Annotated in this window: 19 protein-coding genes; 6 read left to right on the top strand and 13 right to left on the bottom strand. The window is 74.5% G+C overall.

The window, feature by feature from the left end; all coding sequences use genetic code 11:
* Positions 1–90 precede the first annotated feature (90 nt).
* Positions 91–1623 (bottom strand): aldehyde dehydrogenase family protein, encoded by a 1533-nt coding sequence (locus tag KPF22_RS07555; RefSeq protein WP_373324022.1) that lies wholly within the window; start codon positions 1621–1623, stop codon positions 91–93.
* Positions 1624–1685: 62 nt separating this feature from the next.
* Positions 1686–2345, bottom strand: a complete 660-nt coding sequence (nucS, locus tag KPF22_RS07550) for an endonuclease NucS (RefSeq protein ID WP_208824842.1) — start codon at positions 2343–2345, stop codon at positions 1686–1688.
* Positions 2346–2432: 87 nt separating this feature from the next.
* Between nucS and KPF22_RS07545 the strand changes: the two genes are divergently transcribed.
* A complete protein-coding gene (locus tag KPF22_RS07545; RefSeq protein WP_374107486.1) occupies positions 2433–2927 on the top strand; it encodes an NUDIX domain-containing protein in 495 nt (164 codons plus the stop codon).
* 58 nt (positions 2928–2985) lie between these two features.
* Here KPF22_RS07545 and KPF22_RS07540 read toward each other — a convergent pair whose 3' ends face one another.
* Positions 2986–4230, bottom strand: coding sequence for a cytochrome P450 (locus KPF22_RS07540; RefSeq protein ID WP_224401571.1), 1245 nt, complete (start codon positions 4228–4230; stop codon positions 2986–2988).
* Between the two features lie 29 nt (positions 4231–4259).
* Positions 4260–4979 (bottom strand): TetR/AcrR family transcriptional regulator, encoded by a 720-nt coding sequence (locus KPF22_RS07535; protein WP_224401570.1) that lies wholly within the window; start codon positions 4977–4979, stop codon positions 4260–4262.
* A gap of 102 nt (positions 4980–5081) precedes the next feature.
* Between KPF22_RS07535 and KPF22_RS07530 the strand changes: the two genes are divergently transcribed.
* From KPF22_RS07530 to KPF22_RS07520, 3 genes are read left to right on the top strand one after another with little or no spacing between them, the layout of a single operon-like run.
* Positions 5082–5855 carry an enoyl-CoA hydratase-related protein gene (locus KPF22_RS07530; RefSeq protein ID WP_224401569.1) on the top strand — a complete coding sequence of 258 codons (774 nt, stop codon included), beginning with the start codon at positions 5082–5084 and terminating at the stop codon, positions 5853–5855.
* 23 nt (positions 5856–5878) lie between these two features.
* Positions 5879–6784 carry a transporter substrate-binding domain-containing protein gene (locus tag KPF22_RS07525; protein ID WP_224401568.1) on the top strand — a complete coding sequence of 302 codons (906 nt, stop codon included), beginning with the start codon at positions 5879–5881 and terminating at the stop codon, positions 6782–6784.
* 34 nt (positions 6785–6818) lie between these two features.
* Positions 6819–8015, top strand: coding sequence for a methyl-accepting chemotaxis protein (locus KPF22_RS07520; RefSeq protein ID WP_224401567.1), 1197 nt, complete (start codon positions 6819–6821; stop codon positions 8013–8015).
* Between the two features lie 7 nt (positions 8016–8022).
* Here the strand turns inward: KPF22_RS07520 and KPF22_RS07515 are convergent, their stop codons facing one another.
* The 6 genes from KPF22_RS07515 to KPF22_RS07490 form a co-directional block, all read right to left on the bottom strand.
* Positions 8023–8763, bottom strand: a complete 741-nt coding sequence (locus tag KPF22_RS07515) for an ABC transporter permease (protein ID WP_224401566.1) — start codon at positions 8761–8763, stop codon at positions 8023–8025.
* 2 nt (positions 8764–8765) lie between these two features.
* A complete protein-coding gene (locus KPF22_RS07510; protein WP_224401565.1) occupies positions 8766–9539 on the bottom strand; it encodes an ABC transporter permease in 774 nt (257 codons plus the stop codon).
* A complete protein-coding gene (locus KPF22_RS07505; protein ID WP_224401564.1) occupies positions 9536–10441 on the bottom strand; it encodes an ATP-binding cassette domain-containing protein in 906 nt (301 codons plus the stop codon). The genes KPF22_RS07510 and KPF22_RS07505 overlap by 4 nt, the downstream gene beginning before the upstream one ends.
* A gap of 84 nt (positions 10442–10525) precedes the next feature.
* Positions 10526–11212 carry a response regulator transcription factor gene (locus KPF22_RS07500; protein ID WP_224401563.1) on the bottom strand — a complete coding sequence of 229 codons (687 nt, stop codon included), beginning with the start codon at positions 11210–11212 and terminating at the stop codon, positions 10526–10528.
* Positions 11209–12375, bottom strand: a complete 1167-nt coding sequence (locus tag KPF22_RS33000) for a histidine kinase (protein ID WP_224401562.1) — start codon at positions 12373–12375, stop codon at positions 11209–11211. The genes KPF22_RS07500 and KPF22_RS33000 overlap by 4 nt, the downstream gene beginning before the upstream one ends.
* Positions 12376–12425: 50 nt before the next feature.
* Positions 12426–14444, bottom strand: a complete 2019-nt coding sequence (locus KPF22_RS07490) for a protein meaA (RefSeq protein WP_224401561.1) — start codon at positions 14442–14444, stop codon at positions 12426–12428.
* 218 nt (positions 14445–14662) lie between these two features.
* On the opposite strand from KPF22_RS07490, the gene KPF22_RS07485 reads away from it, so the two are divergent.
* A complete protein-coding gene (locus KPF22_RS07485) occupies positions 14663–14995 on the top strand; it encodes a hypothetical protein (RefSeq protein WP_208824818.1) in 333 nt (110 codons plus the stop codon).
* Between the two features lie 4 nt (positions 14996–14999).
* Here the strand turns inward: KPF22_RS07485 and KPF22_RS07480 are convergent, their stop codons facing one another.
* A complete protein-coding gene (locus KPF22_RS07480) occupies positions 15000–15764 on the bottom strand; it encodes a DUF1206 domain-containing protein (protein ID WP_224401560.1) in 765 nt (254 codons plus the stop codon).
* 266 nt (positions 15765–16030) lie between these two features.
* Entirely contained in the window at positions 16031–17299 is a 1269-nt protein-coding gene (gene murA, locus KPF22_RS07475; protein ID WP_224401559.1) for a UDP-N-acetylglucosamine 1-carboxyvinyltransferase, read from the bottom strand.
* 124 nt (positions 17300–17423) lie between these two features.
* Between murA and KPF22_RS07470 the strand changes: the two genes are divergently transcribed.
* Complete coding sequence (locus KPF22_RS07470; protein WP_208824812.1) at positions 17424–18017, top strand: cob(I)yrinic acid a,c-diamide adenosyltransferase; 594 nt, start codon at positions 17424–17426, stop codon at positions 18015–18017.
* A 24-nt stretch (positions 18018–18041) separates the two neighbouring features.
* On the opposite strand, the gene KPF22_RS07465 is transcribed toward KPF22_RS07470, so the two are convergent.
* On the bottom strand, positions 18042–18782 hold the full coding sequence (locus tag KPF22_RS07465) for an E3 ubiquitin ligase family protein (protein ID WP_224401558.1): 741 nt from the start codon (positions 18780–18782) through the stop codon (positions 18042–18044).
* Positions 18783–18807: the final 25 nt, after the last annotated feature.

Here is an 18807-nt window from a genome sequence, read left to right as displayed (position 1 = left end):
CATCCAGAGGTGCTACCAGTGGGTAACATGCGACCAGGACCACCCCGACGTGCGGGAACGGTCCTGGTCGTCGGGTGAGGGAGGGGCCTGTCAGCGCCCGTGCCGGGCCTTCACGATGCCGACGAGCGTCTGCATCGTGCGCGCGGTCCGCCGGAAGCTGGTGACCACGATCGGCATCCCGAACCGCTGCCGGGCGATCGACTGGGCGCGGGTGAACTCGCGCAGACCGTCGGCGCCGTGGATGCGTCCGAAGCCGGACTCCCCCACCCCGCCGAAGGGCAACGACGGGATCCCGGCGAAGGAGATCACGCCGTTGATCGAGACCATCCCGCAGCGGAGCCGCTCGGCGATCTGCTCGCCGTGCTTCGCGGAGAACACGGTCGCGCCGAGGCCGTAGCCGGTGGCGTTGGCGCGGCGGACCGCCTCGTCGACGTCGGGCACCCGGTTGACCACGACCAGCGGGCCGAAGGTCTCCTCGGTGACCGCGACGGAGTCCTCGGGCACGTCGGCGATGACGACCGGCGAGATCGACCCGCCCTGGGCGGGCACCGAGTCGGCGCCGCCGACGATCGCGCGGCCGCCGCGCTCCAGGGCGTCGGTGACGTGCCGGCGCACGATCTCGGTCTGCGACGGCATCGTCATCGGCCCGAGGTCACCCTCGTTCGTGGCCGTGCCGACCTGCAGCTTCGACGCCGAGGCCCGCACCTTCTCCAGGAACCGGCCCGCGACGGACTCGACGACGTAGACCCGCTCCACCCCGACGCAGGTCTGGCCCGCGTTGGACATCCCGCCCCAGACGGCGGCGTCCGCGGCGGCGTCGAGGTCGGCGTCGGCGTCGACGATCAGCGGGTCCTTTCCGCCGCACTCCATGAGCACCGGCACCAGGTTCTCCGCGCAGGAGGCCATCACCCGGCGGCCGGTCGCGGCGGACCCGGTGAACGCGATCTTGCCGACGCCGGGGGCGCGGCACAGCTCGGCGCCGGTCGGCCCGAACCCGGTGACGACCGTCAGCAGCGGGTGGCGGCCCACCTCGGGAACGGCCTCGGCGAGCGTGCGGGCGATCTCGTGCCCGACGCCCGGGGTCAGCTCCGAGGGCTTGAACACCACGGTGTTGCCGGCGGCCAGCGCGTAGGCGATCGAGCCCATCGGCGTGAAGATCGGGTAGTTCCACGGCCCGATGACGCCGACGACGCCCAGCGGCCGGTACGCCACCGATGCCGCCTGGTTCGCCATCAGCAGGCCCGGGGACACCGAACGCTTCCCGAGCACCTTCGCGGCGTTGGCCGAGGCCCAGTCCAGGTGGTCGATGGCGAGCACCACCTCGAGGCGGGCGTCGTCGAGCGGCTTGCCGGTCTCGGCGGCGACGACACCGGCGACCCGGTCGAGCTGCGCGACCAGCACCTTCTTCCAGGCCGCGAGCCGGCGACGGCGCTCGGCGAACCCGAGCCCGTCCCACCACACCCCGGCCTCGCCGGCGTCGCGGACGGCGGCCCGCACGTGCTCGCCGTCGTGGACGGGGTAGCGGGCGAGCTCCTCCCCGGTGCGCGGGGACAGGGACGCGAAGTCCCCCGAGGCGGGCACGGCGGCGGTCGTGGGGGCGGAGTCAGCGGCGGTGGCACTCACGTGGTCAGGCTAGACGCCGTGGCAGGGCCCGGCCGGGCCCGCGCTGGCCCGGCGGGGCCGCCTCAGAACAGGAGCAGGTCGTCGCGCGCCATCCCGCGCAGCGCGTCGTAGTCGACGGTCACGCAGCGGATCCCGCGGTCGACGGCCAGCGTGCGGGCCTGCGGCTTGATCTGCTGGGCCGCGAACACCCCGTGCACCGGCGCGAGCAGCGGGTCGCGGTTCATCAGCTCCAGGTACCGGGTGAGCTGCTCGACGCCGTCGATCTCGCCGCGGCGCTTCACCTCGACCGCGACGTGCGCGCCGTCCCCGTCGCGCAGCAGCAGGTCGACCGGGCCGACGGCGGTCATGTACTCACGGCGGACCAGCGTGTGGCCCTCCCCGAAGGTCTCCGGGTGCGCGGCGAGCAGCTCCTGCAGGTGCGCCTCGACGCCGTCCTTGACCAGTCCGGGGTCGACACCGAGTTCGTGGCTGGAGTCGTGCAGCACCTCGTCGATGGTGATGACCAGCGACTCGTCGGCCTTGTTCCGCACCGTCCACACGCCGGGCTCCTCGGTGAGCCAGCACGGTGGCGACATCCAGTTGAGCGGCTTGTAGGCGCGGTCGTCGGCGTGGATGCTCACCGAGCCGTCCCGCTTGACCAGCAGCAGACGGAGGGCCATGGGCAGGTGGGCGGTCAGCCGTCCGACGTAGTCCACCTGGCAGCGGGCGATGACGAGACGCACCCGGCTCACTGTAAGGCCGGGTGGATGGATCATCCTGGGCGGGTGATCGAGCAGACCTCGAGCCGCCAGGTGTACGCCAACGACTGGATGACCGTCCGGGAGGACGGCATCCGGCGTGCCGACGGCACCCGGGGGATCTACGGCGTCGTCGACAAGCCCACCTACGCCCTGGTGATCCCCCGCGACGACGACGGCCGTCTGCACCTGGTCGAGCAGTACCGCTACCCGGTGGGCGGCCGCCGGTGGGAGTTCCCGGCGGGCACCGCGCCCGACCGGGCCGACGTGGACCCGGCCGAGCTGGCGGTGCGCGAGCTCGTCGAGGAGACCGGGCTGGCCGCGGCGCGGATGACCCTGCTCGGCACGCTGGACTGCGCGCCGGGCATGTCCAGCCAGCGCGGTCACGTCTACCTCGCGACCGGGCTGACCGCGGGCCCGCCGCGCCGCGAGCACTCCGAGCAGGACATGCGCGCCGCCTGGTTCACCGCGGACGGGTTCGAGGCGATGGTCCGCCGCGGCGAGCTGACCGACGCCCAGTCGCTCGCCGCCTGGGCACTGCTGGCCCTGCACGACGCGCGGGCATGATCGGCGTGAGTGGAGCGCAGGACACAGTGCACTGCCCCCGGCGCTCCACTCCTGCCGATCACCCGGTGAGCACGGGCAGCGCCGCCACCCGGCTGAACCCGGGACGGGGCAGCCAGGTGACCTCCGCGGCCGGCACGGCGAGCCGCAGGCCGGGGAAGCGTTCGAACAGCATCCGGAAGGCCACCTCGCCCTCCTGCCGGGCCAGCGCGGCGCCCAGGCAGTAGTGCGCGCCCTGCCCGAACCCGAGGTGTCCCTCGCCCCGCCCGGTCTCCCGGGCGACGTCGAGCTCGTCGGGCCGGTCGTAGGCGCGCGGGTCGTGGTTGGCCGGCAGCAGCCCGGCGATGACCGGGGTCCCGGCGGGCACGACGGTGCCGCCCAGCTCGACGTCGACGGTCGGGTACCGGAACTGGGTGAACTGCACCGGGCCGCGGGCGCGCATCAGCTCGTGCACCGCGCCCGGCCAGCCCGCCGGGTCGGCCCGCAGCGCGGCGAGCTGGTCCGGGGCGCCCAGCAGCGCCAGCACGCCGTTGGTGACCAGGTGCGCCGTCGTCTCGTGCCCGGCCATGACGATCGCGAAGATCATCGTGACCATCTCACGGTCCGAGAGGCGGTCGCCGTCGTCGTCCTGGGCGGAGATCAGAGCGCTCACCAGGTCGTCGGCGGGCTCGGCCCGGCGGGCGTCGATGAGGGCGTGCACGTGGGCGATCGCCGCCCGCAGCGCGGGCCCGGTCCGCTCGCGGTCCATCGTGGTCAGCACCGCGCCCCATTCGTGCCACTGCGGGCGCTCGGGCTCGGGCACCCCGACGAGCTCGCAGATCACGGTGATCGGCAGCGGGTAGGCCAGCGCCTCCACCAGGTCCACCGGCGCCCCACCGGCCCCGGCGGCGGCCACGCCGTCGAGCAGGGCGGCGGTGATCTCCTCCACCCGCGGGCGCAGCGCCGCCACCCGCTTCACCGTGAACGCACGCGACACGAGCTTGCGCAGCCGGGTGTGCTCGTCGCCGTCGACGGTGAGGATGGTGCGCACCAGGTAGCCCGCGACGTCGTCGGGCACCCCCATCCTCGCCATGATCTTCTCGCGGATGTCCGGCCCGCCCGCGAGCGCCGGGTCGGTGACGAACCGCGGGTCGGTCAGGACGGCGCGCACGTCGTCGTAGCGGGTGACGAGGACGGCGGGCGGGCTGCCCATCATCGTCACGGTCGTGGTCGGGGCCTGCTCGCGCAGGCGCGCGTAGACGGCGTACGGGTCGGCGGCCAGGGCGGGGTCCAGCAGGTCCACGGCTCCGGTGTCCGGTGCGGCCATCTCACCACTCCTCTCCTCGCGCGCCCGGGTCAGCGGACGCGACGTCTCCACTCGTCGTCGATGTGGGCGACCAGTGGCCGATACAGCGCGGCGACCTCCCGCGCGAGGTCCGCGGCGCGGGACGCGGGGGCGGGCCCGGCGAGCTGCCGGGCCAGGCCGTGCTCGATCAGTGCGGCGGTGCGCGCCGGGCCGGCCGGGGCGAACGCGCTCCCGGTGCCCTCGGCGAGGAAGTACCCCCAGGTCACCGCGCCCCAGGCGTGGATCTGCTCGTCGGCGGCGATGTCGTCGTCGACCAGGCGGGCCGCGCGCAGCAGCCGGAAGTGCTCGCGCACCACGGCGTCGCGGCGGCGCCCGAGCTCCCCGAGGGTCCCCGCGGCCTCGTGAGCGAGCCGGCCGAGCACCTCGGTGTCGCCGAGGTAGAGCACCCGGGCGACCTCGTCGGCGCGCAGCCGCTCGTAGAGCACGCGCGACATCCCCCAGGGCAGGGCGACGACGTGCTCGGCGAGCATCCGGTCGGCCAGCTCGGCGAACAGCCGCCGCTGCGACCGCAGCAGCACGGTGAGGAACAGCGCGTCCTTGCTGCGGACGTGCAGGTAGACGGTGCCCTTCCCGACGCCGGCGCGGCGCGCGACGTCCTCCACCGTGACCCGCCGGTAGCCCTGGCGGACCAGCAGCTCGGCCGCCGCGTCGAGCACCCGTTCCATCCGCGCCAGGTCCGCCCCGTCCCCGGCCGGCACCACTGCCGTCACGCCACCTCCCGACCTCGTGACCGGATCCACGAATCCGGTCATGCGGTCAGGCTAGCCCCGACGGGTCTCGGCGTCGAGGGTTTTCCGGGCTACCGTCGACCCATGCCCGACTACGAGCACCTGCTGGTCAAGCAGGACGGCGACACGGTCCGGATCACGATGAACCGCCCGCAGCGACGCAACTCCCTCACCGAGGACCACCTGCGCGAGCTGCTGGACGCCTTCGAGAGCGCCGGACGCAGCGACGCGACCGGGATCGTGCTCGCCGGGGAGGGCAAGGCCTTCTCCTCGGGCCACGACTTCGGTGACGTCGCCGCCCGCGACCTGGCGGGGGTCCGCTCCCTGCTGCGGCTGTGCACGACGGTCATGCGCACCGTGCAGGAGGTGCCGCAGGTCGTGATCGCCCGGGTCCACGCGACGGCCTGGGCCGCGGGCTGCCAGCTCGTCGCGTCCTGCGACCTCGCCGTCGCCGCGGAGTCCGCGACGTTCGCGCTGCCCGGCGGCAAGGGCGGCTGGTTCTGCCACACCCCGGCCGTCCCGGTCGCGCGGAACATCGGCCGCAAGCGGCTGATGGAGCTGGCCCTGACCGGGGACGCGGTCGACGCGGCCACCGCCGCCGACTGGGGCCTGATCAACTACGCCGTCCCCGACGGCGACCTCGACGCCCGCGTGGACGATCTGCTCGCCCGTGCGACCCGGGGCAGCAGGCTGTCCAAGGCCGTCGGCAAGCAGACCCTCTACGCCCAGCTCGATCGCCCCGAGGCCGACGCCTACAGTGTCGCGGCCGAGGTCATGGCGTCGATGTCGCAGTCCGGGGGCGCCCGCGAGGGCATGGCGTCGTTCCTGGAGAAGCGGGCCCCGGAGTGGACCGACTGATCGACACCTAGGCTCGCGGGACCATGCAGATCCGCACCACCACCCGGCTGAGCCGGCGGCGCCTGCTGGGGGCGGCCGCCGCCCTCGGCGGGACGGCGCTGGCCGGGCCGCTGCTGGGCGGCTGCGGGGGGCCGTCGGACCCGCTGTCCCGGCTCCGAGCCGGCGGCGACGTCGTCGTCGGGCTGTCCGGGGAGCGCCCGTTCGGCTACACCGACGGCTCCGGCCGGGCCACCGGGGAGAGCCCGGAGGTGGCCCGCGCGGTGGTCACCGACCTCGGCGGCAGCGGCCTGGCCGCGGTCCAGACGAGGTTCGACCAGCTCGTCCCCGGCCTGCTCGACGGCCGCTTCGACGTCATCGCGGTCGGGCTGACGATCACCGCGCTGCGCTGCCAGCAGGTCGCGTTCTCCCGCCCCGACTACGTGGCGGGTACCGGCCTGGTGGTCCCGGCCGGGAACCCGCTGGGCGTCGCGACACTGGCCGGGGTCCGCCGGTCCGGGGCGACGCTGGCGGTGCTCGACGGCAGCGCCGAGCAGGAGTACGCGCTCGCGGCCGGCATCCGGGCGGAGCACATCGTCACCGTCGACTCGCAGGGCGCGCTGGTGCGCGAGGTCGCGAACGGCGGTGCGCAGGTGGGAGCGCTCACCCGCATCTCGCTGCTCGACGAGGTCCGCCGCAACGCGGGCATCGGTCTGGAGGTGACCGCCGCGTTCGCACCCGAGGTCGCGGGACGACCGGTCGTCGGGGCGGGGGCGTTCGCGTTCCGCCCCGCCGACGGTGCCTTCCGCGACGAGTTCGACCGCGGGCTCACCGCGCTGCAGGACTCCGGGCGCTGGCTGGAGCTCGCCGCGCCGTTCGGGTTCACCGCGGCGAACCTGCCGCCACGCGACCTGACCATCGCCGAGCTCTGCGCCCGCACCCCCGACTCCTGAGCCGCGCGGCCGCCGGACTGGAATGATCCGGGCCATGGCGCTGCGCATCGCGGGTATCGACGTTCCCGGCCCGTCCGACCTGCTCTCCGGCGCGGCCTCCGTGGTCGAGGCGACCGGCGACCTCGCCGGGACCGTCGCCGGGCTGCCCGCCCGGGCCGGGGAGCTGCTGGAGGAGGTCGGCTCGCTGGTCGGTCGGATCGGCACGATCGCGACCCGCGCCGAGCAGCTGCTCGACCGGGTGGACGGCGTCGTCGACCGTGCCGAGGGGCTGATCGGGACCGTCGACACCGTCGCCGGGGAGGCGACCGGGCTCGTGGCCCGGGTCCGCCCGGTCGCGGAGCAGGCCGAGGCGCTCGTCGCCCGGGTCACCGGCGTCGCGGGGAACGCCGAGGAGCTGGTCGCGCGGGTCACCGGCGTCGCCGGGAACGCCGAGGAGCTGGTCGCGCGGGTCACCGGCGTCGCCGGGAACGCCGAGGAGCTGGTCGCGCGGGTCACCGGCGTCGCCGACGAGGCCGACACCCTGGTCCGCAAGGTCACCACCGTGTCCGAACAGGCCGACGGCCTGGTCCGCCGGGTCACCACCGTCTCCGACGAGGCGGGTGAGCTGGTCCGGCGCGTCACCACGGTGTCCGAGGAGGCGGGCGACCTGGTCCGGCGGGTCACCACGGTCTCGCAGAACGCCGAGGGCATCGTCGAGCAGGTGTCGGTGGTCACCGGGAACGCGAGCGGGCTGCTCGCGCGGGTCGACACCGTCACCGGCGAGGCGGGCGGGCTCATCCGGACCGTCGGCGAGATCAGCGAGCGCGCCGGCGGCCTCATCGGGCAGGTCGAGACCGTCACCACCGACGCGACCGGTGTCGTCACCGCGGCGAAGGCGGTGTCCGACCGGGCGGGCGAGGTCGTCGGGCAGGCCGCGGGCGCCAGCGAGCAGGCCGGTGAGCTGCTGGACCTCTACGGCCCGCTGGCCCGCCGGGCGGCCCCGCTGGCCCAGCGCTTCGTCGACGAGCTCTCCGAGGAGGAGGTGCGCGCCGCGATCCGGCTGGTCGACCAGCTGCCGGTGTTCACCGAGCACATGGAGGACGACATCATGCCGATCCTCGCCACGCTCGACCGTGTCGGTCCGGACGTGCACGAGCTGCTCGACGTGCTGAAGGAGGTCCGGCAGGCGATCGTGGGCATCCCCGGGTTCCGGCTGCTGAGCCGTCGCGGGAGTGAGAAGGAGGACGGCTGAGCGACCGTCAGCGCCGGTCGAGCAGCCACGCCGACACCTCCACGAGCAACGCGGTCGCCACCAGCGCGGCCCCCGCGATCCCCAGGACCGTCCCCGTCCCGATCGTGCCGTCGTCGGCGAAGACGCCGGTGCCCAGCTGGGTCGCCCGCCCGAGCAGGGCGTGGGGCACCGCCGCGACGAGCGGGGCGACCCCGGTCAGCAGCAGGCCCACGCCCACGACGGCCCCGGCCGTCGCGGCCGCGACCGGCGCCGCGAACGACGGCCACAGCATCGACAGCGCCGACTGGACCGCCAGCACCGGCAGACACGCGACCACGACCACCGCGCTCACCAGCGCGAACCGGGCCGGTGGTGGCCCGGGCAGGCCGAATACCAGGGTTCCGCACGCCACCGTGGCCCCGAGCAGGACGAGCTGCATCGCCGCGGCGAGCAGTGCGAGGACGGTCAGCTTCCCGACGACGGTCGCGCGGCTGCCGACGCCACTGCACCGCAGCGCGTTGCGGTTGCCGGGTCGGTGTTCCACCCGCCACACCAGCGACGCGAGCACGCCGAGCGCGACGGTCTGCGGCAGCAGGCCGTGGAACACGACGGTGCGCAGCCACAGCGTCGACCAGCCGTCCTCCAGCGGCCGGCCCGAGGCCACCGTGGTCACGGTGCCGGTCAGCACCGCCAGCAGCGGCAGCGCCACGACGACGACCCACGCGAGCGAGCGCCGGATCTTGATCAGTTCTGCGACGACCGGTCCCACGGTCAGACCTCCCTGCGGTCGAGACGACGGGTGAGCACGGCGAACAGCACCGTCGCGACGAGCACCGCGGCAACGGTGGGGACCGGCGACGGGTCCGTGACCACCAGTTCCCCACCCCGGTACCCGGCCGGCGCGACGAGCGCGTAGTGCCCCCACGGGGTCATCGCCGCCGCCCATCCCGGCAGCGCCGGCGCCACCGCGCCGACGAACACCCCGGCGACGCCGACCCCGAGACCGACGAGCTGGTTCGGGACGAGGGCGGCGAGCAGCAGGTGCCCGGCGAGCAGCACGAGCGACACCACCGCGACCGCAGCGGTCCAGCCCAGGAACCGTGCGGCGGGGACCGCGGCGGCGATCCCCGCCAGCCGCCCGGCACCGAGCACGGCCAGGCTCTGTGCCGCCGTCGCGGCGACGAGCAGCGCGCCGCCCGCGACCCACTTCGCCCGGCAGAGCCGACCGGCGGGGAGTCCGGCGGTGCGGCACAGCAGCCAGCCGCGGCCCTGGTGCTCCGGGTCGACCAGCCGGCTCGCCACCACCGCGACGACGAGTGGGCCCACCAGCCGGACGGCCAGCGCGGACGCGGCCAGCAGCCGGTCCCACGCCGGCCCGGACGGGTCGGCCGCGTCGGCGGCGAAACCGGGGGCGAGGAGCTCGCGGCACGCGAGCACGACGACACAGCCGACCGTGGCGACGAGCACCGGTACCAGCCGCAGCCGGCGCATCTTGGCGAACTCCGCGCGCAGCACGGCCGGTGCTTCGGTGCCTGCCGCGCTCACAGCCCCCGCCCCCCGGTGAGGTCGAGGAACACGTCCTCGAGCGTCTGTTCGTCGCGGCGCACACCGTGCACACCGATCCCGTGCGCGACGAGCATCGCCACCGCCTGTGCGGTGACCCCGTGGCCCAGCCCGGCGACCCGCACGGCGGCGCCGTCGAGCCGCGCCCGGTGGCGCCGGCCGAGGAGCGCAGCCGCGCGCGGCGGGTCCGAGGTGTCGAACAGGACGTCCGGGGTGGAGCAGGCGAGCAGGTCGTCGCGGGCGCCCTGGAACAACAACCGCCCGCCCCCGAGGATGCCGAGCACCGTGGCCGTCCGGTCGATCTCGCCCAGCAGGTGGCTGGAGACCATCACCGTCGTCCCGGACGCCGCCAACGCCGACAGCAGGGCGCGGATCTCCTCGATGCCCGCCGGGTCGAGGCCGTTGGTGGGCTCGTCGAGCACGAGCAGCGCCGGCTCGCGGGCCAGGGCCATGGCGATCCCGAGCCGCTGGCGCATCCCGAGCGAGTAGTCGCGGACCTTCTTGTCCATCTGGGCGGTCAGCCGCACGGTGCGCACCGCCCGGGCGACCTGGGCGTCGTCGAGGCCCAGCAGCCGTTGGACCAGGCGCATGTTCTCCCCGCCGGTGAGGTGGCCGTAGCCGGGGGGCTCCTCGATGAGCGACCCGACCCCGGCGAGCAGGGTCGTCCGCGTCGCCCGTGTCAGCGGGCGCCCCCTCAGCTCGATCGCGCCCCGGGTCGGGTGGACCAGCGAGAGGATCATCTTCATGGTCGTGGTCTTGCCGGACCCGTTGGGCCCGAGGAAGCCGTAGACGCACCCGGCGGGGACGTGGAGGTCCAGGTCGGTGACGACCGGACGTCCGCCGTAGTCCTTGCCGAGGCCCTGGGTGCTGATCGCCGTGGTCACCCGTCCACGCTCGCGCGTCGCAGGGGTCGCGCACATCCGGCCGGGGACATATCCCCGGCTATGCCGTCGGAGGTAGTCGCGGGGTCAGTGCGGGGCCGGGCCGTCCCCGCCCACGGTCACGACCCCGCACTCGTAGGCGAGCACCACGGCCTGTACCCGGTCCCGCAGGCCGAGCTTGGTGAGGATCCGGCTGACGTGCACCTTCACGGTCCCCTCGGACAGCACCAGCGCGACGGCGATCTCGGCGTTGGACAGGCCGCGCGCGACCAGGACGAGCACCTCGTGCTCGCGGGCGGTCAGGTCCTCGAGCCCGGGCGCACGCCGCGGCGCGGGCGCGCCGACGCCGTCGAGCACCCGTTCCAGCAGCCGGCGGGTCGTGCTGGGCGCGACGACGGCGTCACCGGCGTGCACATGGCGGATGGCCGCGACCAGCTCGGCGAGCGGGGTGTCCTTCACCAGGAAACCGCTCGCCCCGGCCCGCAGGGCGTCGTAGGCGTGCTCGTCGAGATCGAACGTCGTCAGCACCAGGACCCGCGGTCCCCCGGAGGCGACGATCCGCCGTGTCGCCTCGACGCCGTCCATCCGCCGCATCCGCACGTCCATCAGGACGACGTCGGCGCCGACGGAGTGCAGCAACTCGACCGCGGTGTCGCCGTCGTCGGCCTCCCCCACCACGTCGATCCCGTCCTGTGCGTCGAGCGCCATCCGGAACCCGACCCGGATGAGCTCCTGGTCGTCGACCAGGACGACCCGCACCCGGGGCGTGCTCACCCGGCGCTCCCCGACGGGAGGTGTGCGAGCACCTCGAACCCGCCCGTGCGGCCGGCTCCGGTCCGGAGTGTGCCGCCACAGCTCGCGACGCGCTCGGCCATGCCGACCAGCCCCTGACCGGGTGTCCCGCCGGCCGCCGGGGCGGGACCGGCGCCGTCGTCGGCCACCCGGACGACGAGCTCGTCGGGCCCGTACCGCAGCTCGACCTCCACGCGGGTCACCGAGGGTCCGGCGTGGCGGCGCACGTTGGTCAGCGCCTCCTGGACGATGCGGTAGGCGGTCAGGTCGACCCCGTCGTCGAGGTCCACGGGGGCGCCGGAGACCTCGGGGACTACCGGCAGACCGGCCGTCCGCACCTCGTCGAGGAGCCGGTCGAGGTCGGCGAGCCCGGGCTGCGGGCCGCCCGGGCCGGGGTCGTCGTCGCGCAGCACGCCGAGCATCCGCCGCATCTCGACCAGCGACCGCCGGCCGGTCCGCTCCACCGCCAGCATCGCCTCCTCCGCCGACGCCGGGTCGGTGCGAGCGCGGGCGGCGGCGCCGGCGGCCAGCACCACGACCACGCCGAGGCCGTGCGAGACGACGTCGTGCAGCTCGCGTGCGATCCGGTTCCGCTCGGTCGCCAGCACCATGCGGCGCAGGGTCTCCTGCTCGCGTTCGAGCCGCGCCGCCCGGTCCTCGACGGCCGCGACGTAGGCCCGGCGGACACCGACCGTGCTCCCCCACACCCACACCGCGCCGACCAGGACCAGTGCCGACAGCACCTCGGGGACGCCGAGGTACGGATCGTCCCAGCGCAGCGCGGCGACGACGGCACCCGCACCGACGAGGACGGCTGCGGCCGGGGAACGACGCCGGTCGCACTGCAGGGCGACCCGGTACAGGGTGACCAGCGGGACGATCACCGCGGGGACCGGCCCGACCCCCAGCGCCGTCTGCGCCCCGAGCAGGGCGAGACCGGCCCCGTGCGCGAGGACCGGGCTCCGTCGCGACAGCAGCGGCGTCGCGCACAGGGCCGCGGTCAGGAGCACCGCCACGGCGAACGGCACCCGGCCGGGCACCGCGGCGGGCAGCAGCGGCACCGAGTAGAGGAACACCCCGGCTGCGACGACCCCGTCGAGGACACGGGGCCGGGCACCCGGGGTGCCACCGGTCGCGGCGGGCACCCGGCCAGTATGCCCGAGGCACACCGGCCCGGCGCCCACCGACGGCCGGGTCAGTCCAGGCCCTGGGACTTCCGGATCAGGGTGACGATCTCGTCCATCATCCCGGTCAGCCGGAAGTTCTTCGGCGTGAAGACCGCCGCGACCCCGCCCTCGCGCAGCCGCTTCTCGTCCTCGGGCGGGATGATCCCGCCGACGACGACCGGCACCTCCCCGGCCCCGGCCTCGCGCAGCCCCCGCACGACCGCGGGCACGACCTCCAGGTGCGACCCGGACAGCACCGACAGCCCGACCGCGTGCACGCCCTCCTGGACCGCCGCCGCCACGATCTGCGACGGCGTCAGCCGGATCCCCTGGTAGACCACCTCGAACCCGACGTCGCGGGCGCGCACGGCGACCTGCTCGGCGCCGTTGGAGTGGCCGTCGAGGCCGGGCTTGCCGACCAGCATCCGCAGCCGCTGCCCCAGCTCGTCGCCGGTGGCGCGGACCCGCTCGCGGACCTCGGAGATCTCGGTGGCGCCCTCGCCGGACATGCTCGCCCCCGCCACTCCGGTCGGGGCCCGGAACTCCCCGAACACCTCGCGCAGCGCACCGGACCACTCGCCGGTGGTCACGCCCGCCTTCGCGCAGTCGATCGAGACCTGCATGAGGTTCTGCTCGGTCTTGGCCGCGTCGCGCAGCGCCCGCAGCGCCTCGTCGACGGCGTCCTGGTCCCGCGCGGCGCGCCACTCGCGGATCGCCTCGACCGCGGACCGCTCGGTCGCCGGGTCGACGGTGAAGATCGCGTCGGCGCCCTCGGCCTGCAGCGGGCTCGGCTCGGTCGTGTCGAACTTGTTGACCCCGACCACGACCTCGTCGCCGGACTCCAGCCGTCGACGGCGGGCGGCGAGGGAGTTGACCAGCTCGCCCTTCATGTAGCCGGACTCGACGGCCGCGACCGCGCCGCCCATCTCCTGCACCCGGTCGATCTCGGCGCGGGCGCCCTCGACGAGCTCGGACACCTTCGCCTCGACGACGCGGGAGCCGTCGAAGATGTCCTCGTACTCCAGCAGGTCGGTCTCGTAGGCCAGCACCTGCTGCATCCGCAGCGCCCACTGCTGGTCCCAGGGCCGCGGCAGACCGAGCGCCTCGTTCCAGGCGGGCAGCTGGACCGCACGGGCCCGGGCGTCCTTGGACAGGGTGACGGCGAGCATCTCCAGCACGATGCGCTGGACGTTGTTCTCCGGCTGCGCCTCGGTCAGCCCCAGCGAGTTGACCTGCACGCCGTAGCGCAGGCGTCGCTGCTTGGGGTTCTGCACGCCGTAGCGCTCGAGCGTGATCTCGTCCCAGAGCCGGCCCAGCGCCCGGAGCTTGCACATCTCCTCGACGAACCGGATACCCGCGTTGACGAAGAACGAGATGCGCCCGACGACGTCGCCGAACTTCTCCGGCGGCACCTGCCCGGAGTCGCGCACCGAGTCGAGGACGGCGATCGCCGTGGACAGCGCGTAGGCCAGCTCCTGCGTCGGCGTGGCCCCGGCCTCCTGCAGGTGGTAGCTGCAGATGTTGATCGGGTTCCACTTGGGGATCTCGCCGACCGACCAGGCGACCATGTCGGTGATCAGCCGCAGGCTGGGCCCGGGCGGGAACACGTAGGTGCCCCGCGACAGGTACTCCTTGACGATGTCGTTCTGGGTCGTCCCGGCCAGCTTCGCGCGGACCTCGGCGTAGTCCAGACCGGACTGCTCCGCCTGCTCCTCGGCGACGGCCACGTACAGCGCGAGCAGCCACATCGCCGGGGCGTTGATCGTCATCGAGGTGTTGGCCTCGGCGACCGGGATCCCCTCGAAGAGCGTGCGCATGTCACCGATGTGGCTGACCGGCACGCCGACCTTGCCGACCTCGCCCTTGGCGAGCTCGTCGTCCGGGTCGTAGCCGGTCTGGGTCGGGAGGTCGAAGGCCACGGACAGACCCGTCTGCCCCTTGGCCAGGTTGCGGCGGTAGAGCTCGTTGGTCTTCTCCGCCGAGGAGTGACCGGCGTAGGTGCGGATCACCCACGGACGGTCGCGCTCACGATCGGTGGGGTACGGCACCGGAACCTCCGTGTCGTCGCGGGAGCACAGTCGGCACTGCCTGTGATGCGGACAGAGACTACTCGTCAGTAGCCGGCGACGGGCACGGAGTCGTCCCTCGTCACAGTCGGCGTGTTCGGCAAAGTACGCGACGCGTGCGGGAAACCGAGCGCTGGATCGGTTCACCACCCGACCCCTCGGACAGGGCGCGTCGCCCGTCCGGGTGCGACCATCGGCGGATGGAGCTCGACCTGGTCCCGCGGCTCGGCGCCGTCATCGGCCTGGCGGTGGTGCTGCTGGTGCTCGGGCTGCTGCTGCGCTGGACCTACGGCCACCAGAAGCACCACGCGCTGCCCACCGACGACCCGGACGACCCGGTGGCCACCGGGCTGCTCACCGAGGTCTCCCGGGTACCGGGCCAGGAGGCCGCCCGCGTGCTGCGCGACCGGCTCCGCTCCGAGGGCATCCGCGCGACGACCTCGCGCGCCGACGGCGGCGGCTGGGCGCTGCTCGTCTTCCCCCGCGACGTGCAGGACGCCCGCGTGGTGCTGAGCCGCCGCTCCCTGGACTGAGCGCTCAGTCCACCCGGTGGTAGCGGGCGTCGAGGAAGCAGAACACCCCGTAACAGGCGATCCCGACGCCCACCGCGACCAGCAGGAACACCCCGTAGGGCTGTTCGCGCAGCGTCTTGAGCGCCGAGTCCAGCCCGTTCGCGCGCTGCGGGTCGAAGGTCAGCGCGGCGACGCCCAGCAGGATGCCCAGCACACCGATCGCGATCCCCTTGGCGATGTACCCGGCCTGCCCGGTACGGGCGTCGATCCGCCGCAGCCGGCTGTCGGCGCCGCCGAGGTCCTGGTCCTCGGTGAACTTCTTCCGGTAGCCGTTCCAGGCCATCACGCCGCCGCCGACCAGCACACCCAGCCCGATCAGCGCGGTGAGGATCTGGCCGCCCGGCAGGCCGAGCAGTCCGGCGGTCGCCTGTCCACCGCCGCCGCTCGAGGCACGCCCGCTGACCGCGGTGGTCGCCGCGGTGACGGCCAGCACGGCGTAGACGACCGCCTGCCCACCGGCGACGACCCGCTTCACCGTCCGCTTCGTGCTGTCGCCGACGTAGTGGAAGCCCCACACCGCCGAGACCGTCCGCCAGAGGACGACCGCGGCGAACCCGACCACCAGCACCCACAGCAACACCCGGCCGGCCGGCTCGGCGGCGATCGCCCCGAGGGCGCCGTTCTGGTCGGCCTGCCCGCCCGAGCCGAGCGCGATCTGGACGGCGAGCCACCCGATCAGCAGGTGCAGCACCCCGTTCGCGGCGATGCCGACCCGGGCGGCGACGCGCACCGGTGTCGAGTGCGCGGCGCCCCGCGGCCCGCCTTGCGGCCGGCCTGCGAGACGTCCGCGGCGTCGGGGGTGCTCACCATGACGGGCCTCCTCGTCGAGTCGACGCGAAGGGTGGCACGGTGCGGACCGGCCCGCCGGGCTGATGGGCCGTTCGGTGCAGCGACGAGGCCGCACCCGGGCCGCGTCGCGCCGGGGGATGTCGCCCACCCCGGCCGGTTCGCCGCCGGGTACCGGCGCCGCCACGGCGAGTCGCCGTCGGCGCCCGTCTACCGCTCCGGCTCGCCCGCGACCCGCCGGATGTCGGCGCCGAGCGCGGACAGGTTCTCCACGAACCGCGGGTAGCCGCGGTCGATGTGCGCGACGTCCCAGACCTCGGTCGTGCCCCGTGCGCACAGCCCGGCCAGTACCAGCCCGGCGCCGGCCCGGATGTCGCTGGCCCACACCGGCGCGCTGGACAGCTCCGGCCGCCCCCGTACGACGGCGTGGTGCCCGTCGGTGCGGGCGTCCGCACCCAGGCGCACCATCTCGTCGACGAAGCGGAAGCGCGCCTCGAACACGTTCTCGGTGATCATCGACGTGCCCTCGGCGACGGCGGACAGCGCGATCGCCATCGGCTGCAGGTCCGTCGCGAAGCCCGGGTAGGGCAGCGTCACGAAGTCGACCGCCTCCGGGCGGCCGGGCATCGCGACCGAGAACTCCTGCTCGGCGGTGGAGATCTCGGCGCCCGCGCTGCGGAGCTTGTCGAGGACCAGGTCGATGTGGTGCGGGTCGACGCCGCGCACGGTGACCTCGCCCCGGGTCATGGCGGCCGCGAACGCCCAGGTCGCGCCGACGATCCGATCCCCGATGACGCGGTGCGTGGTCGGCTGCAGCCCCGCGACGCCGTGCACGGTCAGCGTGGAGCTCCCGACGCCCTCGAGCTTCGCGCCCATCTGCTGCAGCATCACGCAGAGGTCGACGATCTCCGGCTCGCGGGCCGCGTTGTCGATCACCGTCGTGCCCTCGGCGAGCACCGCGGCCATCAGGATGTTCTCGGTCGCGCCGACGCTCGGGAAGTCGAGCCAGATCTGCGCGCCGTGCAGGTCGCCCGCCGTCGCGGTGACGCTGCCGTGCACGATGTCGGTGGTCGCGCCGAGCTTGCGCAGCCCGTTCTGGTGCATGTCCAGCGGCCGGGAACCGATCGCGTCGCCCCCGGGGAGCGGGACGACCGCCCGCCGGCAGCGCGCGACCAGCGGACCGAGCACGCACACCGACGCGCGCAGCTTGGACACCGACCGGTAGTCGGCCTCCGCCCCGGGGTCGGCGGGCACGTCGATGTGCACGGTCGACCCCTCGATCGCGACCGTGCAGCCCAGGCTTCGCAGGACGTCGGCCATCAGCGGCACGTCCAGGATCTCCGGGCAGTTCTCGAGTGTCGTCCGTCCCTCGGCCAGCAGCGCCGCCGCCATGAGCTTGAGCACGCTGTTCTTCGCCCCGACGACGTCGACGGACCCGCTCAGCCGGGCCCCGCCGTTGACCGCGAAATGCTCCACCACGCCCGGAACGGTAACGGGACCGTCACCGCGCCGGATGCCCGCCCCGGACGGTCCTGACCCTTCGGACCGTCCGGCGCACCCCCGCATCTGGTCGCCGAGGCACCGGCGCCCCTAGCCTGTCGGGGTGGCGGTGCATCTCACGCGGATCTACACGAAGACCGGCGACGACGGTACGACGGCCCTGGGCGACTTCAGCCGGGTCCGGAAGACCGACGCCCGGCTGGCGGCCTACGCGGACACCGACGAGGCGAACGCCGCGATCGGGGTCGCCGTGACCGTCGGGGGACTCCCGGAACGGGTCGTCGACCCGCTGCGGCAGATCCAGAACGACCTGTTCGACGTCGGTGCCGACCTGTGCACCCCGATCGTCGAGAACCCCGAGTATCCGCCGCTGCGGGTCACCGAGGGCTATGTGACCCGGCTCGAGGGCTGGTGCGACGAGTTCAACCCCGAGCTGCCCAAGCTCAACTCCTTCATCCTCCCCGGCGGCACCCCGGGCGCGGCGTACCTGCACGTCGCCCGGACCGTCGCCCGGCGTGCCGAGCGGTCGGTGTGGGGCCTGCTGGAGGTCGACCGGGAGCACACCAACCCGCTGACCGCGCAGTACCTCAACCGGCTCTCGGACCTGCTGTTCATTCTCGGCCGGGTCGCGAACCCCGACGGCGACGTCCTGTGGCAGCCGGGCGGCCCGCACGGCGCCCCGACCGCGGACGCCTGACCGGACCCGCACAGGCCGGCCCGCTCAGGACAGCACGGCCACCAGCAGCGCGACGACGGCGCCGCAGCCGAACGCCACGGCCCGCCGCATCGCGGTGCCGCTGCGGCTCCGGCTGCGCTCCAGGTGGTCGCCGCGCTCGGCGACGGTGAGCGTGAGCGGGTGGCCGGCCGCGGCGGACAGCCGTACCCGGTCCCCGGACAGCCGGGCCTCCCCCACCACGGTGAGCCGGGAGCCCGGCTCGATCCGCCACTCGGTGCGCTCACGGGCCACCGTCGGGTCGACGAGGCGGAACAGGCCGAACTCGCGGCCCCCGCCGTCGTCGGTGACCCGGCGGCGCTCGGCGACCGGGATCTCGGTGTGCGCGTCGCGGGGGTCGACCACGACCTCCGCACCGCCGTCGGTCAACCGGAACGGCCGCTCCTGCCGCTGCTCGGCGACGACCTGCCGTTCCTCCCGGTCGTCCCGGCCGCGGGAGAGCGCCTCCTCGACGAACCGGAACCAGACCGACTCGACCCCGGTCAGCGGGGCCGGGCGGGCCTCGTCGTCGAGCGGCTCGACGGTGCCGGACAGCGACACCACCTGGCGGAACGCCGGGGCGTCGAGCTCGTCGCGGACGGACCCGGCCATGGCGACGAGCTCCGCGACCGTCACCGGGGTCGCGGCCAGGCCGCGCGTCCAGCGGGCGTGCCCGTCGCGGGCCTCGCGGAACGAGGTCCACGCCAGCCAGCCGAGAATGCCCGCGAACGCCAGGAAGACCAGATCCACGACGGCAGCATAGAACGGACAGAAC

The organism is Pseudonocardia sp. ICBG1034, assembly GCF_020131375.1.
Classification (GTDB): Bacteria; Actinomycetota; Actinomycetes; order Mycobacteriales; family Pseudonocardiaceae; genus Pseudonocardia; species Pseudonocardia alni.
The sequence above is the reverse complement of the archived record's forward strand: the minus strand, read 5'-3'. Positions and strand labels throughout refer to the sequence as shown.

Bases quoted from the DNA above. Each gene is read 5' to 3' on its own strand.
- KPF22_RS07545 (WP_374107486.1), top strand. From the start codon at position 2,433: ATGACCGTCCGGGAGGACGGCATCCGGCGTGCCGACGGCACCCGGGGG.
- KPF22_RS07540 (WP_224401571.1), bottom strand. From the start codon at position 4,230: ATGGCCGCACCGGACACCGGAGCCGTGGACCTGCTGGACCCCGCCCTG.
- KPF22_RS07530 (WP_224401569.1), top strand. From the start codon at position 5,082: ATGCCCGACTACGAGCACCTGCTGGTCAAGCAGGACGGCGACACGGTC.
- KPF22_RS07525 (WP_224401568.1), top strand. From the start codon at position 5,879: ATGCAGATCCGCACCACCACCCGGCTGAGCCGGCGGCGCCTGCTGGGG.
- KPF22_RS07520 (WP_224401567.1), top strand. From the start codon at position 6,819: ATGGCGCTGCGCATCGCGGGTATCGACGTTCCCGGCCCGTCCGACCTG.
- KPF22_RS07485 (WP_208824818.1), top strand. From the start codon at position 14,663: ATGGAGCTCGACCTGGTCCCGCGGCTCGGCGCCGTCATCGGCCTGGCG.